This is a genomic window from Bacillus sp. MBGLi79 (assembly GCF_002953915.1).
The window spans coordinates 4467232-4486074 of record NZ_CP026521.1 but is presented as its reverse complement, the minus strand read 5'-3'; the positions used below and the strand labels follow the sequence as shown (position 1 = coordinate 4486074).

18 protein-coding genes are annotated in these 18843 nt (G+C 46.4%); 13 read left to right on the top strand and 5 right to left on the bottom strand.

Annotation, left to right across the window (positions count from 1 at the left end; all coding sequences use genetic code 11):
* Nucleotides 1–57: 57 nt before the first annotated feature.
* A complete protein-coding gene (locus tag C1T29_RS22890; RefSeq protein ID WP_095431115.1) occupies nucleotides 58–1059 on the top strand; it encodes an LLM class flavin-dependent oxidoreductase in 1002 nt (333 codons plus the stop codon).
* A gap of 36 nt (nucleotides 1060–1095) precedes the next feature.
* Here the strand turns inward: C1T29_RS22890 and vpr are convergent, their stop codons facing one another.
* Nucleotides 1096–3516 (bottom strand): serine protease Vpr, encoded by a 2421-nt coding sequence (gene vpr / locus C1T29_RS22885; RefSeq protein ID WP_095431116.1) that lies wholly within the window; start codon nucleotides 3514–3516, stop codon nucleotides 1096–1098.
* Nucleotides 3517–4045: 529 nt separating this feature from the next.
* On the opposite strand from vpr, the gene C1T29_RS22880 reads away from it, so the two are divergent.
* Nucleotides 4046–4348: a hypothetical protein gene (locus tag C1T29_RS22880; protein WP_003222155.1), complete on the top strand. Its 303-nt coding sequence runs from the start codon at nucleotides 4046–4048 to the stop codon at nucleotides 4346–4348.
* Between the two features lie 39 nt (nucleotides 4349–4387).
* Nucleotides 4388–5218, top strand: a complete 831-nt coding sequence (sacT, locus tag C1T29_RS22875) for a sac operon transcriptional antiterminator SacT (protein ID WP_014665835.1) — start codon at nucleotides 4388–4390, stop codon at nucleotides 5216–5218.
* 39 nt (nucleotides 5219–5257) lie between these two features.
* Here the strand turns inward: sacT and C1T29_RS22870 are convergent, their stop codons facing one another.
* Nucleotides 5258–6028: a formate/nitrite transporter family protein gene (locus tag C1T29_RS22870; protein WP_103749232.1), complete on the bottom strand. Its 771-nt coding sequence runs from the start codon at nucleotides 6026–6028 to the stop codon at nucleotides 5258–5260.
* 300 nt (nucleotides 6029–6328) lie between these two features.
* Between C1T29_RS22870 and scrA the strand changes: the two genes are divergently transcribed.
* From scrA to C1T29_RS22855, 3 genes are all read left to right on the top strand, one after another.
* On the top strand, nucleotides 6329–7714 hold the full coding sequence (scrA, locus tag C1T29_RS22865; RefSeq protein ID WP_103749233.1) for a PTS system sucrose transporter subunit IIBC: 1386 nt from the start codon (nucleotides 6329–6331) through the stop codon (nucleotides 7712–7714).
* A complete protein-coding gene (gene sacA / locus C1T29_RS22860; RefSeq protein ID WP_095431119.1) occupies nucleotides 7711–9150 on the top strand; it encodes a sucrose-6-phosphate hydrolase in 1440 nt (479 codons plus the stop codon). Before scrA ends, sacA begins: the two co-directional genes overlap by 4 nt.
* A gap of 93 nt (nucleotides 9151–9243) precedes the next feature.
* Nucleotides 9244–9492 carry a hypothetical protein gene (locus C1T29_RS22855; RefSeq protein WP_014665831.1) on the top strand — a complete coding sequence of 83 codons (249 nt, stop codon included), beginning with the start codon at nucleotides 9244–9246 and terminating at the stop codon, nucleotides 9490–9492.
* An 85-nt stretch (nucleotides 9493–9577) separates the two neighbouring features.
* Here the strand turns inward: C1T29_RS22855 and C1T29_RS22850 are convergent, their stop codons facing one another.
* Complete coding sequence (locus C1T29_RS22850; RefSeq protein ID WP_103749234.1) at nucleotides 9578–10393, bottom strand: bifunctional hydroxymethylpyrimidine kinase/phosphomethylpyrimidine kinase; 816 nt, start codon at nucleotides 10391–10393, stop codon at nucleotides 9578–9580.
* 190 nt (nucleotides 10394–10583) lie between these two features.
* Between C1T29_RS22850 and C1T29_RS22845 the strand changes: the two genes are divergently transcribed.
* Nucleotides 10584–11390 carry a glycosyltransferase family 2 protein gene (locus C1T29_RS22845; RefSeq protein WP_047183375.1) on the top strand — a complete coding sequence of 269 codons (807 nt, stop codon included), beginning with the start codon at nucleotides 10584–10586 and terminating at the stop codon, nucleotides 11388–11390.
* A 13-nt stretch (nucleotides 11391–11403) separates the two neighbouring features.
* Complete coding sequence (locus C1T29_RS22840) at nucleotides 11404–12081, top strand: uracil-DNA glycosylase (RefSeq protein ID WP_040081472.1); 678 nt, start codon at nucleotides 11404–11406, stop codon at nucleotides 12079–12081.
* A 24-nt stretch (nucleotides 12082–12105) separates the two neighbouring features.
* Here C1T29_RS22840 and C1T29_RS22835 read toward each other — a convergent pair whose 3' ends face one another.
* The gene (locus C1T29_RS22835; protein WP_095431120.1) at nucleotides 12106–13476 is read right to left on the bottom strand and encodes an aldehyde dehydrogenase; all 1371 of its coding nucleotides are present in this window, start codon (nucleotides 13474–13476) and stop codon (nucleotides 12106–12108) included.
* Nucleotides 13477–13642: 166 nt separating this feature from the next.
* Here C1T29_RS22835 and C1T29_RS22830 point away from each other — a divergent pair, with 166 nt between their 5' ends.
* From C1T29_RS22830 to C1T29_RS22820, 3 genes are all read left to right on the top strand, one after another.
* On the top strand, nucleotides 13643–13960 hold the full coding sequence (locus tag C1T29_RS22830; protein ID WP_014665825.1) for a YwdI family protein: 318 nt from the start codon (nucleotides 13643–13645) through the stop codon (nucleotides 13958–13960).
* 19 nt (nucleotides 13961–13979) lie between these two features.
* Nucleotides 13980–15302, top strand: a complete 1323-nt coding sequence (locus C1T29_RS22825; RefSeq protein WP_095431121.1) for a purine/pyrimidine permease — start codon at nucleotides 13980–13982, stop codon at nucleotides 15300–15302.
* A 61-nt stretch (nucleotides 15303–15363) separates the two neighbouring features.
* Nucleotides 15364–15735: a DUF423 domain-containing protein gene (locus C1T29_RS22820; protein WP_014665823.1), complete on the top strand. Its 372-nt coding sequence runs from the start codon at nucleotides 15364–15366 to the stop codon at nucleotides 15733–15735.
* Between the two features lie 43 nt (nucleotides 15736–15778).
* Here C1T29_RS22820 and gerQ read toward each other — a convergent pair whose 3' ends face one another.
* Nucleotides 15779–16315 carry a spore coat protein GerQ gene (gerQ, locus tag C1T29_RS22815; RefSeq protein WP_014665822.1) on the bottom strand — a complete coding sequence of 179 codons (537 nt, stop codon included), beginning with the start codon at nucleotides 16313–16315 and terminating at the stop codon, nucleotides 15779–15781.
* A gap of 319 nt (nucleotides 16316–16634) precedes the next feature.
* Between gerQ and spsA the strand changes: the two genes are divergently transcribed.
* Nucleotides 16635–17405, top strand: coding sequence for a spore coat dTDP-glycosyltransferase SpsA (gene spsA / locus C1T29_RS22810; protein ID WP_095431124.1), 771 nt, complete (start codon nucleotides 16635–16637; stop codon nucleotides 17403–17405).
* A gap of 4 nt (nucleotides 17406–17409) precedes the next feature.
* Nucleotides 17410–18834 (top strand): CDP-glycerol glycerophosphotransferase family protein, encoded by a 1425-nt coding sequence (locus C1T29_RS22805; protein WP_103749235.1) that lies wholly within the window; start codon nucleotides 17410–17412, stop codon nucleotides 18832–18834.
* The last annotated feature ends 9 nt before the right edge of the window (nucleotides 18835–18843 follow it).

Below are 18843 nucleotides of genomic sequence, written 5' to 3'. Positions count from 1 at the left end.
AGCGGCTTTGGAGAAAAATTAGGGGATCAGTGATACGATGAGGATGAGGTGGTAGGGATGGTTTCATTAAGTATATTAGATCAATCTCCAGTATCAGAGGGCTGCAATGCAGAAATGGCCTTACAGCAAACCGTTGCGCTTGCCCAAGCTGCTGAGGACCTTGGATATAAGAGATTTTGGGTTTCTGAGCATCACTTTTCTAAACGGCTGGCAGGCTCCAGTCCTGAGGTGCTCATCAGTCATATAGCGGCGAAAACAAAGCGAATCCGCGTTGGATCAGGAGGAGTTATGCTGCCGCATTACAGTGCTTATAAAGTAGCTGAAAACTTTCGTGTTCTGGAGGGGCTGACACCGGGAAGAATTGACCTGGGGCTTGGCAGAGCACCGGGGGGAATGCCGATTGCATCATGGGCGCTGAATGACGGCGGTAAGCGCAATGCTGATCAGTATCCGCAGCAAATTAAGGAGCTGACCATGTATTTGCATGATTTGGCGGATGACAAACACCGTTTTCCGAATCTGACGGCTGCGCCGCATATTTCAACTGCTCCGGATGTATGGCTGCTAGGCTCTTCTGGAGAAAGCGCGCTGCTCGCCGCGGAATCTGGCGCTGGCTATATGTTTGCCCATTTTATCAATGGAGAAGGCGGAGAGGATACTGTCAGACAGTATAAGAGACGATTCAAACCGTCTGTGTTAGGAGATACGCCTCGAGCGGCAGTTGCTGTTTTTGTTCTTTGTGCTGACACAGAGGAGAAGGCAGAGGAGCTTGGGGCTGTCCTCGATTTTACGCTTTTGGCGGGAGAGCAGGGGATTCCTTTAGAGGGAGTTCCTTCGTATGAAGCTGTTCGGAAAAATACGTACTCTCCCTATGAACAGAGACGAATTGCTGATAATCGAAATCGAATGATTGTTGGTACGAAAGAACAGGTTAAGGAGCAGTTGCTAGCTTTGAGTAAAGCGTATGAAACAGAGGAAATCATGGTGGTGACCATTACACATCATTTTGAAGATAAGCTCCGGTCGTATCGTTTATTGCAGGAGGCGTTAGCTGACTGATCGTTAAAAAGCCCTGCCAATCGGCAGGGCTTCTTCTTATTCAACAGTGAAAGGCTCTTCGGTCAAAACCTGGCTTGATTTGCCTTTGTTCGCGGCATAGGCGAGCAAGTAATACTCTCCGGCCGGAAGCTTGGTTCCGCCATTAATCGTGCCGTCCCAGTCAAAGTACTGATAACCTTTATCTTGATTTTTATAAATGCCTGCTTGGCCTGCGAAATCAAGATTGCTGTCATAGACGAGGAACGCCAGCTCTTCCGCTCCCGCAGGAAGGTATGTTTCAATTTGATAGGTGCCTTGTACAGACCCTTCACTGACGGAGACAGATGTGACTCTCGGATAATCGGGCTCTTTCACAATCAGCAGTGTAGGTACCTTAGCAACCGTTTTTCCGCCTTCTCTGACGATAACTGTTCCTTCATATGTGCCAGCTTTTGTTTTTTTCGTATTGACTTTTACTTTTGCAGTGGCTTTTCCGGTTTGATGTGCCGGAATCACAACACGGCTTGTCCCGGATGTGGAGATGCCGCTGCCATTAAATGAATATTCCAGTGTGTATGACTTTCTAATGGAAGATTGATTTTCAATCGTAAACGTTTCTTTTTTCGTTTCATTTCCGTTTTCCTTCAAGAATGTGCCGTATGAATAGCTTCCAGGAGAGACGAGCGAATCGGCTTTGATCGCGTTCATAATTCTTGCGCTGCCCGCGCCTTGGGCATTATGCGGATATACTTCCCCATCGCCATCCTTTAAAGTGACGGCGGTATTCATGATGGCAGCTTTAATCTGTTCAACGCTCCATTTTGGTTTGGCTTGTTTAATAACGGCAACAGCTCCGGCGATATGAGGCGATGCCATGCTTGTTCCTTGTTTTGATCCGTAGCCGTAAGGATGGTCAGAATTGTGTGTTGGGATCGTGCTGACGATATTGACGCCTGGCGCGGAAATATCAGGCTTAATCATCCACGTATCCATAACAGGGCCGCGTGATGAGAAATCAGCCACTTGTTCACCGAGCGCTTTTGAGACTGTCAATTTGAATGTTGTTTTTGTCTCACCAGCCTTCAGGGCGCTGACGAGTTTTTCGCCGTCTTCTAATGAAAGCTTAATCGTTGGGACAGACATGCCTGGCACATTGGCTTCAATTTCTCCAGAGAAGTTGTTATACACAACCATGCCGATGGCACCGGCCTTTTTAGCGTTATCCGCTTTATCCACAAATGCAATGCTGCCTCGTTTGACAACGGCGACTTTGCCTGTCAGGTCTTTTCCTTCAAAGTCCTTTGCTTCGCCGATTCCCGCTTCGACGAGCTCAACTTCTTTGTTATTGAGTGCTTTGACCTCGTCCTCCTTGTTATAGCCCATCACTTTTGCTGAAGAGTAGGAGCCGAATTTGACGGCGTATTCATTGAGCGGCAGCTGAGTCGCACCGACAGAGATCGCTTCTCTTGATGTGCCAGGCGATCCGACTGTCCAGCCGTTCGGTCCGCTGTTGCCGTTTGATGTAACAGCGACAACCCCTTCTGACATGGCCCAGTCAAGTGCTGTGCTTGTCGCCCAGTCCGGGTTGTTTAAAGAGTTTCCGAGAGACAGGTTCATCACATCTGCTCCGTCCTGTACAGCGCGTTCCACGCCAGCAATGACGTTTTCCGATGTCCCGCTTCCGCCAGGGCCTAACACACGATAAGCAAGAAGTGTGGCATCAGGCGCAACGCCTTTAATCGTTCCGTTTGCAGCCACAGTTCCGGCTACGTGTGTGCCGTGGTCCGTTGCACCGCCCCTTGGATCGCCGGTTGGTGTTTCTTTTGGATCGTAATCATTGTCCACAAAATCGTATCCTTTATATTGTCCAAAGTTTTTCTTCAGATCTGGGTGATTGTATTCAACCCCAGTATCAATAATCGCCACCTTGACGCCTTTTCCTGTGTAGCCTAAATCCCATGCATCGTTTGCTCCGATATAAGGCGCACTGTCATCCATTTGCGGAGATACGGCGTCTTCAGAGATCGTGACGTCTTTATCCTTCATATTGTCTGTTTTATACGTGACGTTCGGGTATACTGCCTTCACGTCTTTTACCGCGAGAAGTTTTGGAATCTCATTAGCTGGGAGTTTCATAGAGAAGCCTGAGAATACCTGCTCATATTCCCGGTTTACTTTTCCGTTTTTCACCGCTTTGATTGCTTTGTTTTTTGCTTTTGTGCGAGCGGTTTTCAGCTTGCTTTTCGATTGGCTTTCTCCAGCTTCCTTCGCTTCTGCCAAGGATTTTTCTTTTAATTCCACTATAACGGTTGTTTTTTTGCTTGTTGTCATGTCGATATCACCGAATATCTCGGCTTTTTCCAGGTCAGCCGACGTTTTTGAAGACGGCGGTGCTGCCTTGACGCCCGTAACACCTGTGGATAACGTAAAAAATAAGACGAAACTGACAAGCAGAAAGCGAATGATCCCCTTTTTCAATGTGTTTCCCCCTTTGTATTTAGAAAAAATGTGAAAGATCTAGTATATATTTCTTGAAAATTCAAAAAAATCCTTGTGTCATTTGGACCATTTATTGGATTTTGTTTGTGTATAAGGAAGGAGTTATACACAGAACCCTGTGCATAAGTGAATAAACCTGTGTATATATATAGTTGGGAATAAATGTTCGTATACAAAATATAGATAGAGTTTGTGGACATGTGGATATCTCTTGTGATTAAGTTGTTCTTATCTTTGGGATAACTTGTGTATAAAGTTTTCAAACCGTTCTCCAATTTTCATTTCAATTCTTTCAGCTTTCAACAAAACTTCTAAAAACTAGTTGGTTTTTTCACTCATATTGTGACAAAGAATTCTCTTTCAACGGTCTATCATAGAGTCATGAGTTTTGCTAGAGCTGCTAGTTTGCGAGAAAAGAAATCGGCCGTCTTTTCCTGCGGGCTGCGGCTGAGAAAACGGGCTGCTAAAAAAGGCTGCCTGCCAAAAAGAAGCGGAGGGATGTTTTTCTATGAAACGTTTGCTTGTATCTTTACGGGTGTGGATGGTCTTTTTGATGAACTGGGTGACGCCGGACAGAAAAACTGCGGCTGCCGCGGTCTACTCGGCTCAGCGTACATACCAAAGAAAGGCGGCGGTGCAAGCCGCGGGACTTGTTTCGTTTTATGAATGGCGGATGGCTGTGAATGAGGAAGAAAAACAGAAAGCGAAAGCCGCCGCGCTTTATAAAAGAAGGTGTTTGCAAGCCTTCAAGGAATCGCCAAAGCAGGAGAGAGCGGGCCCGCATCTTTACATGGCGGTCAAAAGGAGGTAAAATCCCAGTCAAAAGCAAATTGGCGGGAGAGATAACCTCTTGAAAATCTATAAAGTATTAAACAACAATGCGGCTTTAATAAAAGAGGATGATCAGGAAAAAATCGTGATGGGACCTGGAATCGCTTTTCAAAAAAAGAAAAATGATCTCATCCCTATGAATAAAGTGGAAAAAATCTTTGTCGTGCGCGACGAGAATGAAAAATTCAAACAAATCCTGCAAACACTGCCGGAGGAGCATATAGAGATAGCTGAAGATATCATCAGCTATGCGGAAGGGGAGCTCGCGGCGCCGCTGAGCGACCACATTCATATCGCGCTTTCTGACCATTTATCCTTTGCGATCGAAAGGGTTCAAAATGGGCTGCTTGTGCAGAATAAATTGCTGCATGAGATAAAAGCGCTCTATAAAAAAGAATACGAGATCGGCCTATGGGCGATCGGACATGTAAAAGAGACATTGGGCGTGTCTCTGCCTGAAGATGAAGCGGGTTATATTGCCCTTCACATCCATACGGCCAAGATGGATGCGGAGAGCATGTATTCAGCGCTGAAGCATACGACCATGATCAAAGAAATGATAGAGAAAATAGAACAATACTTTAATCGAAAGGTGGATGAAAACAGCATTTCCTATCAACGCCTTGTCACGCATTTGCGATACGCGGTCAGCCGGTTGGAATCAAATGAAGCGCTCCATCATATGGACGAGGAGATGCTTTATTTCATCCAAAAAAAGTATTCATTTGCCTATCAATGTGCGCTGGAGCTGGCGGAGTTTTTGAAAAATGAATATCAATTACAGTTGCCGGAATCCGAGGCCGGCTATATCACGCTGCATGTCCAGCGTCTTCAAGATCTCTCGGAATAACCGCTTTGACTTGCAGGGAGTGATCTCTGGAAGTTTTTTTTATTGATCAGGATTGAGTGTGTAGTACATCCAGCCCATCATGACCATTCCCGCGGTCAGATTCCCGAGCGTAACGGGAATTAAGTTTCGGACTGCTCCCATCAGTGTCACTGTATCAGGGTGCTCGACCAAAAGTGAGATGGCGAATGTGCACATATTGGCAATGCTGTGTTCAAAGCCGGAAATAAAGAAGCAGAAAACGAAAAGCATCATGGTAAAGAGCTTTGCTCCTTCCCCTTTGAGAGCCATTGGAATGAAAAAGGCGAGGCAGACAAGCCAATTGCACAGAAATCCTCTGAAAAACAGCTCGGAAGCCGGCGGCTCCATTTTGTGTTCTGCCAGATGAATCAAAAAGGAATGTACGGAAGACTCCTCAAAAAGCCCTGTCGCACTGATCAGGATGGCAAACAAAATGGCGCCGATTAAATTGCCGGCATAGCTTGATATCCACAAGTACAGGGTATCGCGCCAGCGGAGTTTTTTTCGGAGCGCGGTATAGGTGAAATAAAAGGTATTGCCGGTAAATAAATCTCCGCCTCCGTAAGCGATCAGCACAATAGCGGCCCCGAAAGTGACAGCGGCTGCCGGAAAGGCAAATGGAGAATCAGCCATATAGAAATAACTGCCGGTTTTACTTGCTGCTGTAATGCCAAAACCAATAAACATACTGGCCAAAATGGACCGAAGCACATAACGGATTTTGCTTGAAGCGAATATGTATTGTTTTTTCAAAGCGTACTGTTCAACCTTTTGCAATGCTTGAGTTTCCATGGTCTTTTCCTGCTTTCTATCATGATTGAGCATAGTATAGCATGATATTGTGAAGTATTTCACAAGTATTTTTTACGAATTTTTGTCTACATGTTTTATCAAACTATTTAACTAAAAAGTAGTTGACGAAAACGCTGTCATGTTTTATGATGAAAGCGTATTCTCAATCTGAATAAGCGGGATTGTGACTGGTAAAGCAGGCAAGACCTAAAATTTGCGAAATGAAAAAAGGATCACTGTGTCCTTTATTCGTTGGCGAATTTTAGGTCTTTTTTGTTTAAATAAAAGGGGGAGAAACAGATGGATTACAAAGAGACTGCAAAACGCCTCATTGAGCTTCTCGGAGGGAAAGATAACATTATCAGCGCGGCTCATTGTGCAACAAGACTGCGTTTAGTGATGAAAGATGAATCAAAGATAGATCAAGCACAGGTTGAAGAGCTTGATGGTGTCAAAGGGGCCTTCAGCAGCTCTGGCCAGTACCAGATCATTTTCGGAACAGGCCTTGTGAATAAAGTATTCGATGCTTTTTCTAAAGAAGCTGATATTGAGCGTGAGGAACACGTCAATCATCAGGATGCGGCAAAAGAAAAGCTGAATCCCGCTGCGAGATTTGCGAAAACGCTTTCTAATATTTTTGTCCCAATTATCCCGGCTATTGTAGCCAGCGGCCTATTAATGGGATTGCTGGGTATGATCAATGCGTTTCATTGGATGAGCAAGGATTCTGCGGTTTTTCAGCTGCTTGATATGTTTTCAAGTGCAGCATTCATTTTCTTGCCTATTCTAATTGGAGTAAGCGCTTCAAAAGAATTTGGCAGCAACCCATACTTGGGAGCGGTCATTGGGGGAATCATGATTCATCCAAACCTTCTGAATCCATGGGGTTTGGCTGAAGCGACACCTGATTATATGCATCTTTTCGGATTGGATATCGCGCTTCTAGGTTATCAGGGAACTGTCATCCCTGTTCTGCTGGCGGTTTATGTAATGAGCAAGGTAGAGAAATGGACAAGAAAAGTGGTTCCGCATGCGGTGGATTTGCTTGTTACACCTTTTGTTACTGTAATCGTCACCGGGTTTGTTGCTTTTATCGCGATTGGCCCTCTGGGAAGAGCCCTTGGCTCCGGGATTACGGTTGCTTTAACTTATGTGTATGACCATGCCGGTTTTGTTGCAGGTTTGATTTTCGGGGGCACGTATTCACTCATCGTACTGACAGGTGTTCATCACAGCTTCCATGCGATTGAGGCGGGGCTAATTGCAGATATAGGCAAAAACTACTTGCTGCCGATCTGGTCAATGGCGAATGTCGCACAAGGCGGGGCTGGCCTTGCCGTCTTCTTTATGGCCAAAAAAGCAAAGACAAAAGAAATCGCGCTTCCGGCAGCATTTTCCGCCTTTCTCGGCATTACTGAGCCCGTCATATTCGGAGTTAACCTTCGCTACCGAAAACCGTTTATCGCCGCGATGATCGGAGGCGCATTGGGCGGTGCTTATGTCGTCTTTACTCATGTTGCTGCAAACGCTTATGGGTTAACGGGTATTCCGATGATCGCCATTGCTGCACCGTTTGGCATGGGCAACTTGATCAACTATCTGATTGGAATGGTCATTGCGGCAGTGTCAGCGTTCATTGCAGCATTTGTCATGAAGATTAATGAGGATGAGGGGAGAAAAAAATGACAGCACATGATCAGGAGCTTCGTCGCCGGGCTTATGAAGAGGTGGAGAAAAAAGAGCCTATCGCTGACAGCGATCCGCATCGCCAGCATTTTCACATCATGCCGCCGGTTGGGCTGCTGAATGATCCGAATGGCGTGATTTATTGGAAGGGCACCTATCATGTATTCTTTCAGTGGCAGCCGTTTCAGACGGGGCACGGCGCGAAATTTTGGGGGCATTATACGACACAGGATGTTGTGAATTGGAAGCGGGAAGAGATTGCGCTGGCTCCGAGTGATTGGTTTGATAAAAACGGCTGCTACTCGGGCAGCGCTGTCACGAAAGACGATCGGCTCTATCTGTTTTACACAGGAAATGTCAGGGACCAGGAGGGAAATCGGGAAACGTATCAATGCCTTGCTGTTTCTGACGACGGGCTGTCCTTTGAGAAAAAGGGTGTTGTCGCCCGCCTTCCGGAAGGATATACGCCCCATTTTCGCGACCCGAAGGTATGGGAGCATGAAGGTACATGGTATATGGTGATTGGTGCGCAAACGGAAAATTTGAACGGGCAGGCTGTATTGTTTGCTTCTGATAACCTGACGGAGTGGCGATTTCTTGGCCCGATAACTGGCGCGGGATTCAACGGGCTGGACGATTTTGGATACATGTGGGAATGCCCTGATTTATTTTCCCTTCAAGGGTCCGACGTGCTGATTGTCTCGCCTCAAGGGCTTGAGGCTGACAGTTTCCTTTATCAGAACGTGTACCAGTCAGGTTATTTTGTCGGGCGTCTCGATTATAACAAGCCTGAACTGAAGCATGGTGATTTTAGGGAACTTGATCAAGGTTTTGATTTTTACGCACCGCAAACACTTGAAGACGATCAGGGAAGGCGGATTTTGTTTGCATGGATGGCGGTGCCTGATCAGGATGAAGGGTCCCATCCGACCATTGACTACCACTGGATTCACTGCATGACGCTGCCGAGACAGCTGACGCTTTCAGGCCAGAAGCTGATTCAGCAGCCGCTGCCTGAGCTAAAAGCCATGCGCAGAAATGAGAAAAAAATACACATCAACATGCATGGATCATCTGGTACGCTTCCAGTGGAAAAACCTGAAAGAGCTGAGATTCTGCTGGAAGACATTCATACGGAGTCTGGCTTTTCAATCAGTATCCGCGGAACGGCTACGTTTTCCTTCCATAAAGACGCGGGGATTGTTACGCTGGAACGAAAGAGCTTTGACGGAAAAAGAACAGAAGCAAGACATTGCCGCATCAAGGATTTGCATACCGTACACATGTTTCTCGACGCGTCATCTGTGGAAATCTTTATGAATAACGGAGAAGAGGTTTTTAGTGCAAGATATTTTCCTTTCCCGGGAAATCATGAAGTAACAGCCAGTTCGACCGGGAAATCTGAAATGAATGTCGGAATTTGGACCCTTATGTAGAAAATCCTTCTATTTTCTTATGTGAAATCTAAGCCATCTGTGCTATTCTTCAACGATAACCTACTATTTTTTTCTGTAAAAGGAGTTGTTTTCTTGAATATACATGAACAGAAGATAACACCGGCATGTTTGGAAAAGGCTGCGGACCAAGTTGAAGATAAGCGGGAAGAATATAAGGATGTGCTGCTTCAGCTGAAAAAAATGCTTGGCGGAACAACACCGCACAGTGAAACGGCGGAAATTCTCACGCGGGCATATGAACAAATGAAGGAATATGCACTTTTTGTTCAGTCGATAGAAGCATTTTTGAGGAAATCTGCAAATAATTTAAAAATCAAATAAACAGGCTGCCGATGGGATCGGCAGTTTTTTCTGTGAAAAGTCTTCGGTAATTTAAAAGCGGCTGCCTGTAAGGCAGCCGCTTTTTTTATGATTGTTGATTCAGGCGCAGCGCAGAATGCTTCGTAGGTCCGACATACTGGTTTAACGGGAAGGATTCTTTAATGGCAGCTGTGATGAATTCTTTCGCTGCGTAAATGGCTTCTTTGACTTCCGCACCTTTGGCAAGCTCCGCTGTCACGGCTGCTGAGAATGTACAGCCTGCGCCATGTGTATAAGGCGTATCGATCATTTCGCTTTCAAGGACTTCCGCTGTTTCACCGTCATAGAGAACATCAACGGCTTTCTCGTGTTTGAGTTTGCCTCCGCCTGTAATGACGACATATTGAGCGCCGAGTGCATGAATTTTTTTCGCGGCTTCGATCATATCGTCAACTGTTTTTAGTTCATCCATGCCGCTGAGCTGGCTGGCTTCAAACAAGTTTGGCGTAATGACAGTGGCTAGCGGAGCCAACTGCTGACGCAGGGCTTGGGCATGCTCTGGATAAAGGACTTCATTAGCACCTTTGCAAACCATAACCGGGTCAATTACCACATTTTTTAATTGTTTTTCTTTGATCGTTTTTGCTGCAAGCTCGATAATGTCAACGGTTGGCAGCATTCCTGTTTTCATGGCGTCCACACCGATGCCGTCCGTAATTGTTGCAAGCTGGGCGCGGATTGTATCCGTATCGATCGGGAATACCTGGTGGTCCCAGCTGTTATTCGGGTCCATCGCAACGATCACCGTTAAGGCGGTCATCCCGTATACGTTTTTTTCTTGGAATGTTTTTAAATCAGCTTGAATCCCAGCACCGCCGCTGGAATCTGAGCCGGCAATGGTGAGTGCTTTATGCATAGACATGTCTTGAACCTCCATCGTGTTTTGTCTTTCATTATAGTTAGATTTTCTCTGTATCACAATATAGAAGGCTTAGCAAATCATCTGGTATTCTCAAGGTCACCTTTCCTGTTTCAGTAGGATATTCCCACTGATCTCCCGTCCAATATATGTTTTAATAGTACATGACTATGAAAATGAGAAGGAGAGCATCATGAAGATTTCTATCGTAATTGTGACCTATAATCGGATTCCGGCTTTGTGTGAGCTTTTGGAGTCGATTTCCCGCCAGACCTTGAAGCCGTATGAAATTATTATCGTAAATGATGCGGGGGAATCGGTCGTGCCAGTCAAAGCACTGTATCCGGAGCTGCCGATTGCTGTCATCAATTTAGAAAAGAACTCGGGGCATGTGGCTGCGAGAAATGCCGGTGTAAAAGAGGCGTCTGGGGATTGCATTATGCTGTGTGATGACGATGATTTCTTTACGCCAGGGCATGTGGAGAGAATGGCGAAGGAAATAGAAACGGCAGATTTCGTTCATTCTGATGCGGAAATTGTCTCGTTTGAAGAGAAAAACGGAACAAGATATCCTGTTTCACGGAAGCTGTTTGCTTATACCGCTGACTATGAGGATATGAGAGTGTTCTCTACATATGTGCCGTCGGGCAGCATGTACAGACGTTTCTTGCATGATGAAATCGGTTATTTCGATGCTGATGTGCACAATTACTGGGACTGGGATTTTTATTTGCGCGCGGCCAAGGATTACCGGGTGAAGCGTGTCCCTTGCGCCAGTGTGATTTATGCCTTCAGTGACGCGGGAGACAATCAGTCTGCGGACCTTGGCGCCAAGCGGAAGCAATATTTGGATCGGTTAAGTGAAAAGCACGGACTCGGAGAGCTGCCGACGAAAAACTTTGCCGTCCTGCTTGAAGAGCCTGAGATGAAAAGGCGGGAAGCAAAAAGTGAAATGGTTTGGGATGGCGAGCCTGTTTATTCCAGACTTCATCGTTCGTAAGGAGGCCTGAATCTTGAAACAGCTTTTACAAGACAGCTGGTGGGATCAGCTAAAGGAAGAGTTTGAGAAACCGTATTATCAAGAGCTCAGAGAAATGCTGAAGCGGGAATACGCGGAGCAAACGATTTATCCGGACAGCCGGGACATTTTCAATGCGCTGCATTATACGTCCTATGATGATGTCAAGGTCGTCATTCTGGGGCAGGATCCGTATCACGGGCCGGGACAGGCTCAAGGCTTAAGCTTCTCCGTAAAGCCGGGTGTAAAGCAGCCGCCTTCGTTAAAAAATATTTTTCTTGAGCTGCAGCAGGACATCGGGTGCAGCATTCCAAATCACGGGTCGCTTGTGAGCTGGGCAAAGCAAGGCGTTCTTTTGCTGAATACTGTGCTGACAGTAAGGCGCGGACAGGCGAATTCCCATAAGGGAAAAGGCTGGGAGCGACTGACGGACCGAATTATTGACGTGCTGAATGAAAGGGAGCGGCCGGTTATCTTTATTTTGTGGGGACGGCATGCTCAAATGAAAAAAGAACGGATCGACACGTCCAAGCATTTTATCATTGAATCGACGCATCCCAGCCCGTTTTCTGCAAGAAACGGATTTTTCGGGAGCAGACCGTTTTCCCGGGCGAATGCCTATTTGGAGAAAATGGGAGAGGCACCGATTGATTGGTGTATTAAGGATTTGTAAAAAGCGCAGGTGATCTGCGCTTTTTTATTTGAGTATTTTTCGAATCATTCGCAGCCCGTTTTTGGAGGAAGGATAACGAAATGCGAAGTCGAAGCGGTTCGTTTGTTTGACGATGCTTTTTTTGTGCGTAAACGTGTTAAAGCTGTCAAATCCGTGATAGCTCCCGATGCCGCTTTCCCCGACGCCGCCGAATGGCAAATACGGCGTCGCAACATGCATTAACGTATCATTGACACAGCCTCCGCCAAACGACAGATTCTCTAAAACAGCGCGCTCAGTTTCTTTGTTTGTGGTGAAGAGATACATGGCGAGCGGCTTTGGGCGCGATTGGACTTTCTCAATGACTTCCCCGATATCACGGTATGTAAAGAGCGGAAGAATCGGCCCGAAAATCTCCTCCTGCATCACTGGAGAGTCATCTCTCACTTGTTCGAGAATGGTCGGCGCAATTTTGTGATGATCAGGATCAGATTGTCCGCCTGTGAGCGGGATGCCATCATTCAGAAAGCTGAGCAGCCGCTGATAGTGCCGTTCACTGACGATTTTCCCGTACTGCGGATTTCGTTCAGGCTGAGGGCCGTAAAATTCTCTGATTGCATGCTTCATTTCTTCCGCCAGCTTCGTTTTGATGTCCTCGTGGACAAATAAATAATCCGGTGCGATGCAGGTTTGTCCCGCATTTGTAAATTTCCCGAAGACGATGCGTTTTGCGGCAAGCCGTATGTCAGCATCCTTATGGACGATGCAGGGGCTTTTTCCGCCGAGCTCCAAGGTTACGGGAATTAATTGTTTGGCGGCGGCCTCCATGACGACTTTTCCCACGGCTACGCTGCCTGTAAAGAAAATGTAGTCAAAGGGCTGCTGTAATAATGCCGTGCTGACGTCGGGCCCGCCTTCTGCCATAGCGACATAATCGGTCGGAAAAACGCTGCTGATGAGTTTCGAAAGTGCAGCGGAAACAGCCGGCGTATATTCTGACGGTTTGAGAACGACCGTGTTCCCCGCCGCAATGGCTCCAATCAACGGGGAAAGCGCCAGCTGCAAGGGATAGTTCCAAGGCGCAATCACCAAAACGGTTCCATACGGCTCAGGAATGATGATGCTTTTGGAGCCTAGATGAGTCAGCGGCGTTTTGACTCGTTTCGGCTTGGACCATTTTCTCAGCCGTTTCATGACAAAGCTGATTTCCTCCAAGACGATTCCGATTTCTGTTGAGTATGCTTCTTGCTCGGATTTATGGAGATCCTGGTAGAGAGCGGCTATGAGATCGGCTTCATGAGTTCTGACGGCTTGTTTCAGCTTCCGCAAAATGTTCAGTCTCGATTCAAGCGGTCTTGTATGTCCCGCCGCAAAATAGGTTTTATGCTTGCTGATGATAGAGGGGCTGCTGTTCATTCCGTCTCTCCTTTTTGTAAGGTATGGTGATTTATTATGTGAAAAATTTCTTCTGCTTGTCAATTGCGCAGGGTTTGTCAGAAAAAATAACAAACTCATTTCTGCGTTCACGGCAGGAATTTGATAAAATGCAGGAAGATAACATTTATTTTTTGGAGGGTGCTTCATGAACATTCATATATCTGCTTTGATTCAAAAGATGGAAGAAGAGCTGAAAAAAGCAAAAACGGCTGAACGAGATGAGGAGCTGAAGCGTTATGTAGCGGTTGTCCGTTCTCTGTGTGATGTCGTGCTTGATCAGCCGGAGACCGCGAGCGCGCCCCGCATACAGCCGAGCGTTACGCCAAGTCCTGCCCCGCCGCCATCGACAGACCAGCTGATGATGGAAAAAATGATGGGGAGCGCGGGATTAAACAAATATCGAAAGCAAGAAAAAGAGAAGCAGGAAGAGGACGGAAACGGAGAGTCTTTATTTGATTTTTAAAGAGAGAGGTTGAGCTTACGTGAAATTGGTTCTTGGCGCACTGCAATGGACAGCGTTTATCATTGCTGCGGCGATTGTTGTTCCGGTGGCGGTTGCCCAGTCGTTTCATCTGGATCACTCGGATTCTGCGAGATTGATTCAAAGCACTTTTTTTGTACTGGGAATTGCCGCCGTCATCCAGTGTTTGAAAGGCCACAGACTGCCGATCAATGAAAGCCCCGCCGGTTTGTGGTGGGGAGTGTATACGATCTACGCAGGGCTGACGGGAACTGTGTTTGCGACATATGGAGACACACTGCGGGGATTGCAGGGAGCTCTCCTTGTAAGCGCTGTATGTTTCTTTTTGTTAAGTGTTTTCAAGGTCATTGACCGGCTTGCAAAATTGTTTACTCCGGTTGTCACGGGCGTCTATTTATTGCTTCTTGTGATGCAGCTGAGTCAGCCGATTATAAAAGGAATTCTCGGGATCGGCTATCGAAAGGACGGGGTGGACGGTCTTGTATTTGGTTTGGCGCTTGTTGTAATCGCTGCCGCCTTTATGATGACAAATTCGAATATCATGTTTTTTAAGCAATATTCTATTTTATTAGCCTTGTTTGGCGGATGGGTGCTGTTTGCGGCTGCCGGGGCGGCAAAGCCGATTGAAATGCCGGACCGGATGTTTCAGCTGCCCTCCCTGTTTCCTTTTGGGACTCCGTTATTTAACAGCGGGCTGATCATCACTTCTATATTTATTACCATCTTGCTGATCGTGAATATGCTGGCGAGCATGAAGGTCGTGGACATCGCCGTGAAAAAATTCAGCAAACAGCCTGATGGAAAGCATCATGAACGCCATGCCGGTTTTGCCGCTTCATTCAGCCATTTGCTTAGCGGCTTGACGGGTGCCATTGCACCGGTTCCGATTTCGGGAGCCGCAGGTTTTATTGAAACAACCAAAATGCCTTCTAAAAAACCGTTTATGCTCGGCAGTATTCTGGTTATCGTGATCAGCGTGATCCCGTTTTTTATGAATACGTTTGCGAGCCTGCCGTCACCCGTCGGATTCGCGGTGAATTTTGTTGTTTTCTCCGCAATGGGCGGTCTGGCCTTTGCCGAATTTGATTCATATGAGAAAGAAGAATTAAAAAGGGTGCGGTCTGTCATCGGCATCTCGCTGCTGACAGGGGTCGGTATCATGTTTGTTCCTGAAACTGCGTTAAAAGGATTGCATCCGGTATTTATTTCTCTGTTAAGCAACGGGCTCGTATTAGGGACGCTTGCTGCAATAGGGGCTGACCAGTTCCAGCTTTGGCGCAGGAGAAAATCCGACAATCTCGTGTCAACGGAGAACAAACATTGAATTTTGGTGCAGGTGCGATAAGATAAATGATATGAGTTTAACGAAAAGGCGGGAGAGATAGATGAAAGTTTTTATCATATTAGGGGCCATTAACGCCCTGCTTGCTGTGGGGCTCGGAGCATTTGGCGCTCACGGATTAGAAGGGAAAATACCTGATAAATATCTTCAGGTTTGGCACACAGGCGTGCAGTATCATATGTATCACGCTCTGGGGCTTTTCGTTGTCGCGTTTCTGGCTGATAAATTATCCGGCATAGGCAGTGTCACGACAGCCGGATGGCTGATGTTTGCGGGAATCGTGCTGTTCTCCGGAAGCCTATATATTCTAAGTGTGACGCAAATCTCCATTCTTGGCGCGATCACTCCGCTCGGCGGTGTGGCGTTTATTATTTCTTGGATTATGGTTGTTGTCGCAGCCGTCAAATATCTCTAAACAAAAAAGCCAATCCTCATCATATGAGTGATTGGCTTTTTTCTTATCTTGGCGAATAGGACGCCATGGAATATGGATACGTATAAGCAATTTCTTCATCAAACGTAATGTAATCGAGGTAGATTGTCAGGAGCAGATAGCGTGTTCCTGATTTCGGGTCGCTGATAATGATGTGATCCCGGCCCGCTGCTTCGATGACGCCGCGAAAGATCTTCGAGCCCCATTCCTTGCTGTTTTCAAATGTCATATAAATGGTGGCTGTTTTTCCCCGATTCAGGCGCAAAATATTTTCAATATAAGATTCCTCAACAGGCAGCATGCCGGGAACGCTTTGGCCTGGTGCTGATGGTGTAGGCCCCGAAGGAATTTGAAACCCGCCGCCCTGCTGCTGGCCCGGGAATCCAAATCCTTGCTGTCCTTGCTGTCCCTGCTGCATTGGCATCATTGGCTGCATCCCCATCGTCTGCATTTGTGACCCTTGGCCTTGCTGCGGGTAAGGGTTGGCGCCAAACTGAGGCTGATACCCCTGCATATTATCAAATCCCTGCATTTGCTGGTATTGATTTTTTTTCGGTTTCATATCGTTCCTCCTTTTTATGAAAGCCATTCAAAACATGTTCTGGATGTATAGGTGAACGCTCCGCGATGACTCACCTCCGATGAAAAACGATCTTAGTCGCTGGTGCGATTTTTATCTCTTTCACCTTATGAGGCTGATGCTTGGAATATGCTGAAAAAGAACAGCGGACGGATCAGATTTCACTCTGGGCAGCCTCTGTTTTTCATAGACATACACAAACTTTTCGCATATTGGTTTGTATCCCTAGCGCAACTTGAGCGTAAGCGACATAAGATAACGATAGTTTCAGGTGTGAAGTTCCAAGAAGGAGGTGTAGGATTTGCCGAAAGTATCAGTCATTATGACGAGCTATAACAAAAGCGATTATGTGGCAAAGTCCATTTCTAGCATACTCTCACAAACGTTTTCAGATTTTGAATTGTTTATTATGGATGACAACTCCAATGAAGAGACGCTGAATGTAATCCGTCCTTTTTTGAATGATAGCCGAGTGCGTTTTTATCAAAGCGATGTATCTGGAGTAAAGGAAAGAACAGAAAAAACGAGGTACGCGGCACTGATCAATCAGGCAATTGAGATGGCGGAAGGTGAATATATCACCTATGCGACGGATGACAACATCTATATGCCGGACCGGCTCCTGAAAATGGTGCGGGAGCTCGATGCCCATCCTGAAAAGGCTGTGATTTACTCAGCCTCCAAAACCTATCATTTAAACGAGCATCGCGACATTGTAAAAGAAACGGTCAGGCCTGCCGCTCAAGTGACATGGAACGCGCCGTGCGCCATCGATCATTGCTCGGTGATGCACAGATATTCGGTGCTTGAGAAGGTGAAGGAGAAGTTTGGCTCCTATTGGGATGAAAGCCCGGCGTTTTACCGTATAGGAGATGCCCGGTTCTTTTGGAGAGTCAATCATTTTTATCCGTTTTACCCGCTGGATGAGGAGCTGGACCTGAATTATATTACCGACCAATCGATTCACTTTCAGCTGTTTGAATCAGACAAAAATGAATTTGTCAGGAACCTGCCTCCGCAGCGAAATTGCCGAGAGCTGCGTGAATCATTAAAAAAGCTTGGAATGGGGTGAGAGCTTGTCGGCCTATTTAAGCAATTATTGGGTGCTGTACCGGAAGTATGTCGCGCTTTTTGACAAACTTCGCTACAAAGGGATTCCGCTTGGGCTTATCAGTAATTTTTATCAATACATCAGCCCTGAGCTGAGGGTGATGATGGAAGAAGAACCGGAGTTATTCGGACCGGTGGATCAGCATATCGATGAGGGGCAGATTCAGCCGTTTTTTGAAGAAAGAATCCAAAACATCGTTAAAACAAATGCCGAACCTGTTAAAGGGAAAGTCATTTTGCACTTTGATTACCTGCGTTTTTCAAACGAAAATTACTATCAATTTGATCCTGAAAAAACCGCTGTTCTGGCCAGATGGAGTTTGCCGCATTATTGTGATCTGCCTGTGATTAGCAAGCGGGAGATTGCGGAATCATGCCAAAAAGGCGATTCGAAGCCTTATCTCGAAACAGCCTGTTCGATTCTCGCCCCTTATGATGACCACCCGGCATTTGGTGATCAAGCGTTTCGTGACCGGCTTTTCAAAGACATTCCTTTATTTATAGAAGCCATTGATACAGTTGATGCGCTGTTTGAACAGGAAAAGATTTCAGCAGTTATTGTCGGCACGGCAGAAGATATTTACAGCAGGGTGCTTGCTCTCATGTGTCAAAGGAAAGGGGCCGTCAGCATTTGTCTTCAGCATGGCGCGTTGATGGGAGATGAAGCCTTCATTCCTGTTTTTACAACCTATCAAGCAGTTTTCGGAGCGTATGAAGCAGAGTGGTTCTTACGAAAAGGCTGTAAACCCGAGCAGATTCTTGTAACGGGACATCCCCGCTTCGATCAGATTTTTAACAGAACACCAATGGATATGTCCATATTCTATCGAAAACTTGCTTTTCACCCGTCTAAAAAAATTGTGCTCATTGCCACTCAGCCCTTTTCAGCAGATTTTTATTCCGGTGTGCTGGAAGGGCTTTCTGATCAGAAGCAGCTGCAAATCATCATCAAACCCCATCCGTGGGAAATTGGAAAAAACAAGCTTGATCTGTATCACGCAGCGGCGAAAAAACATCAAGCATGCAGAGTCATCAAAAAGGAGCTCGACCTTTATGACTTGCTGCCGTATGCTGATGCCGCAGTGACGCAAACCTCAACAGTCGGTCTCGAAGCCATGCTGTTTCAAAAGCCTGTGCTGATCGGCAAATCATCCGGAAATCGTTCATATCCGTACTATGAATCTCTTGGCGATTTTATGTTTGACCAGCCGGATGAACTGGCGCGCACCTTGGTTGAGGTTCTTCGAAGCCCTGGCGTGCATCAAAAAGCGGAAGAGGCGCGTCTGGCATTCATAGCGGCTAATTATCCGGTGGCAGAATCAACAAACGCTTTATTTACGGAACTGAAAGCCAAAACAGGGGTTGATTATAGGCGGGAAGATACTGAATAAAATGATAGG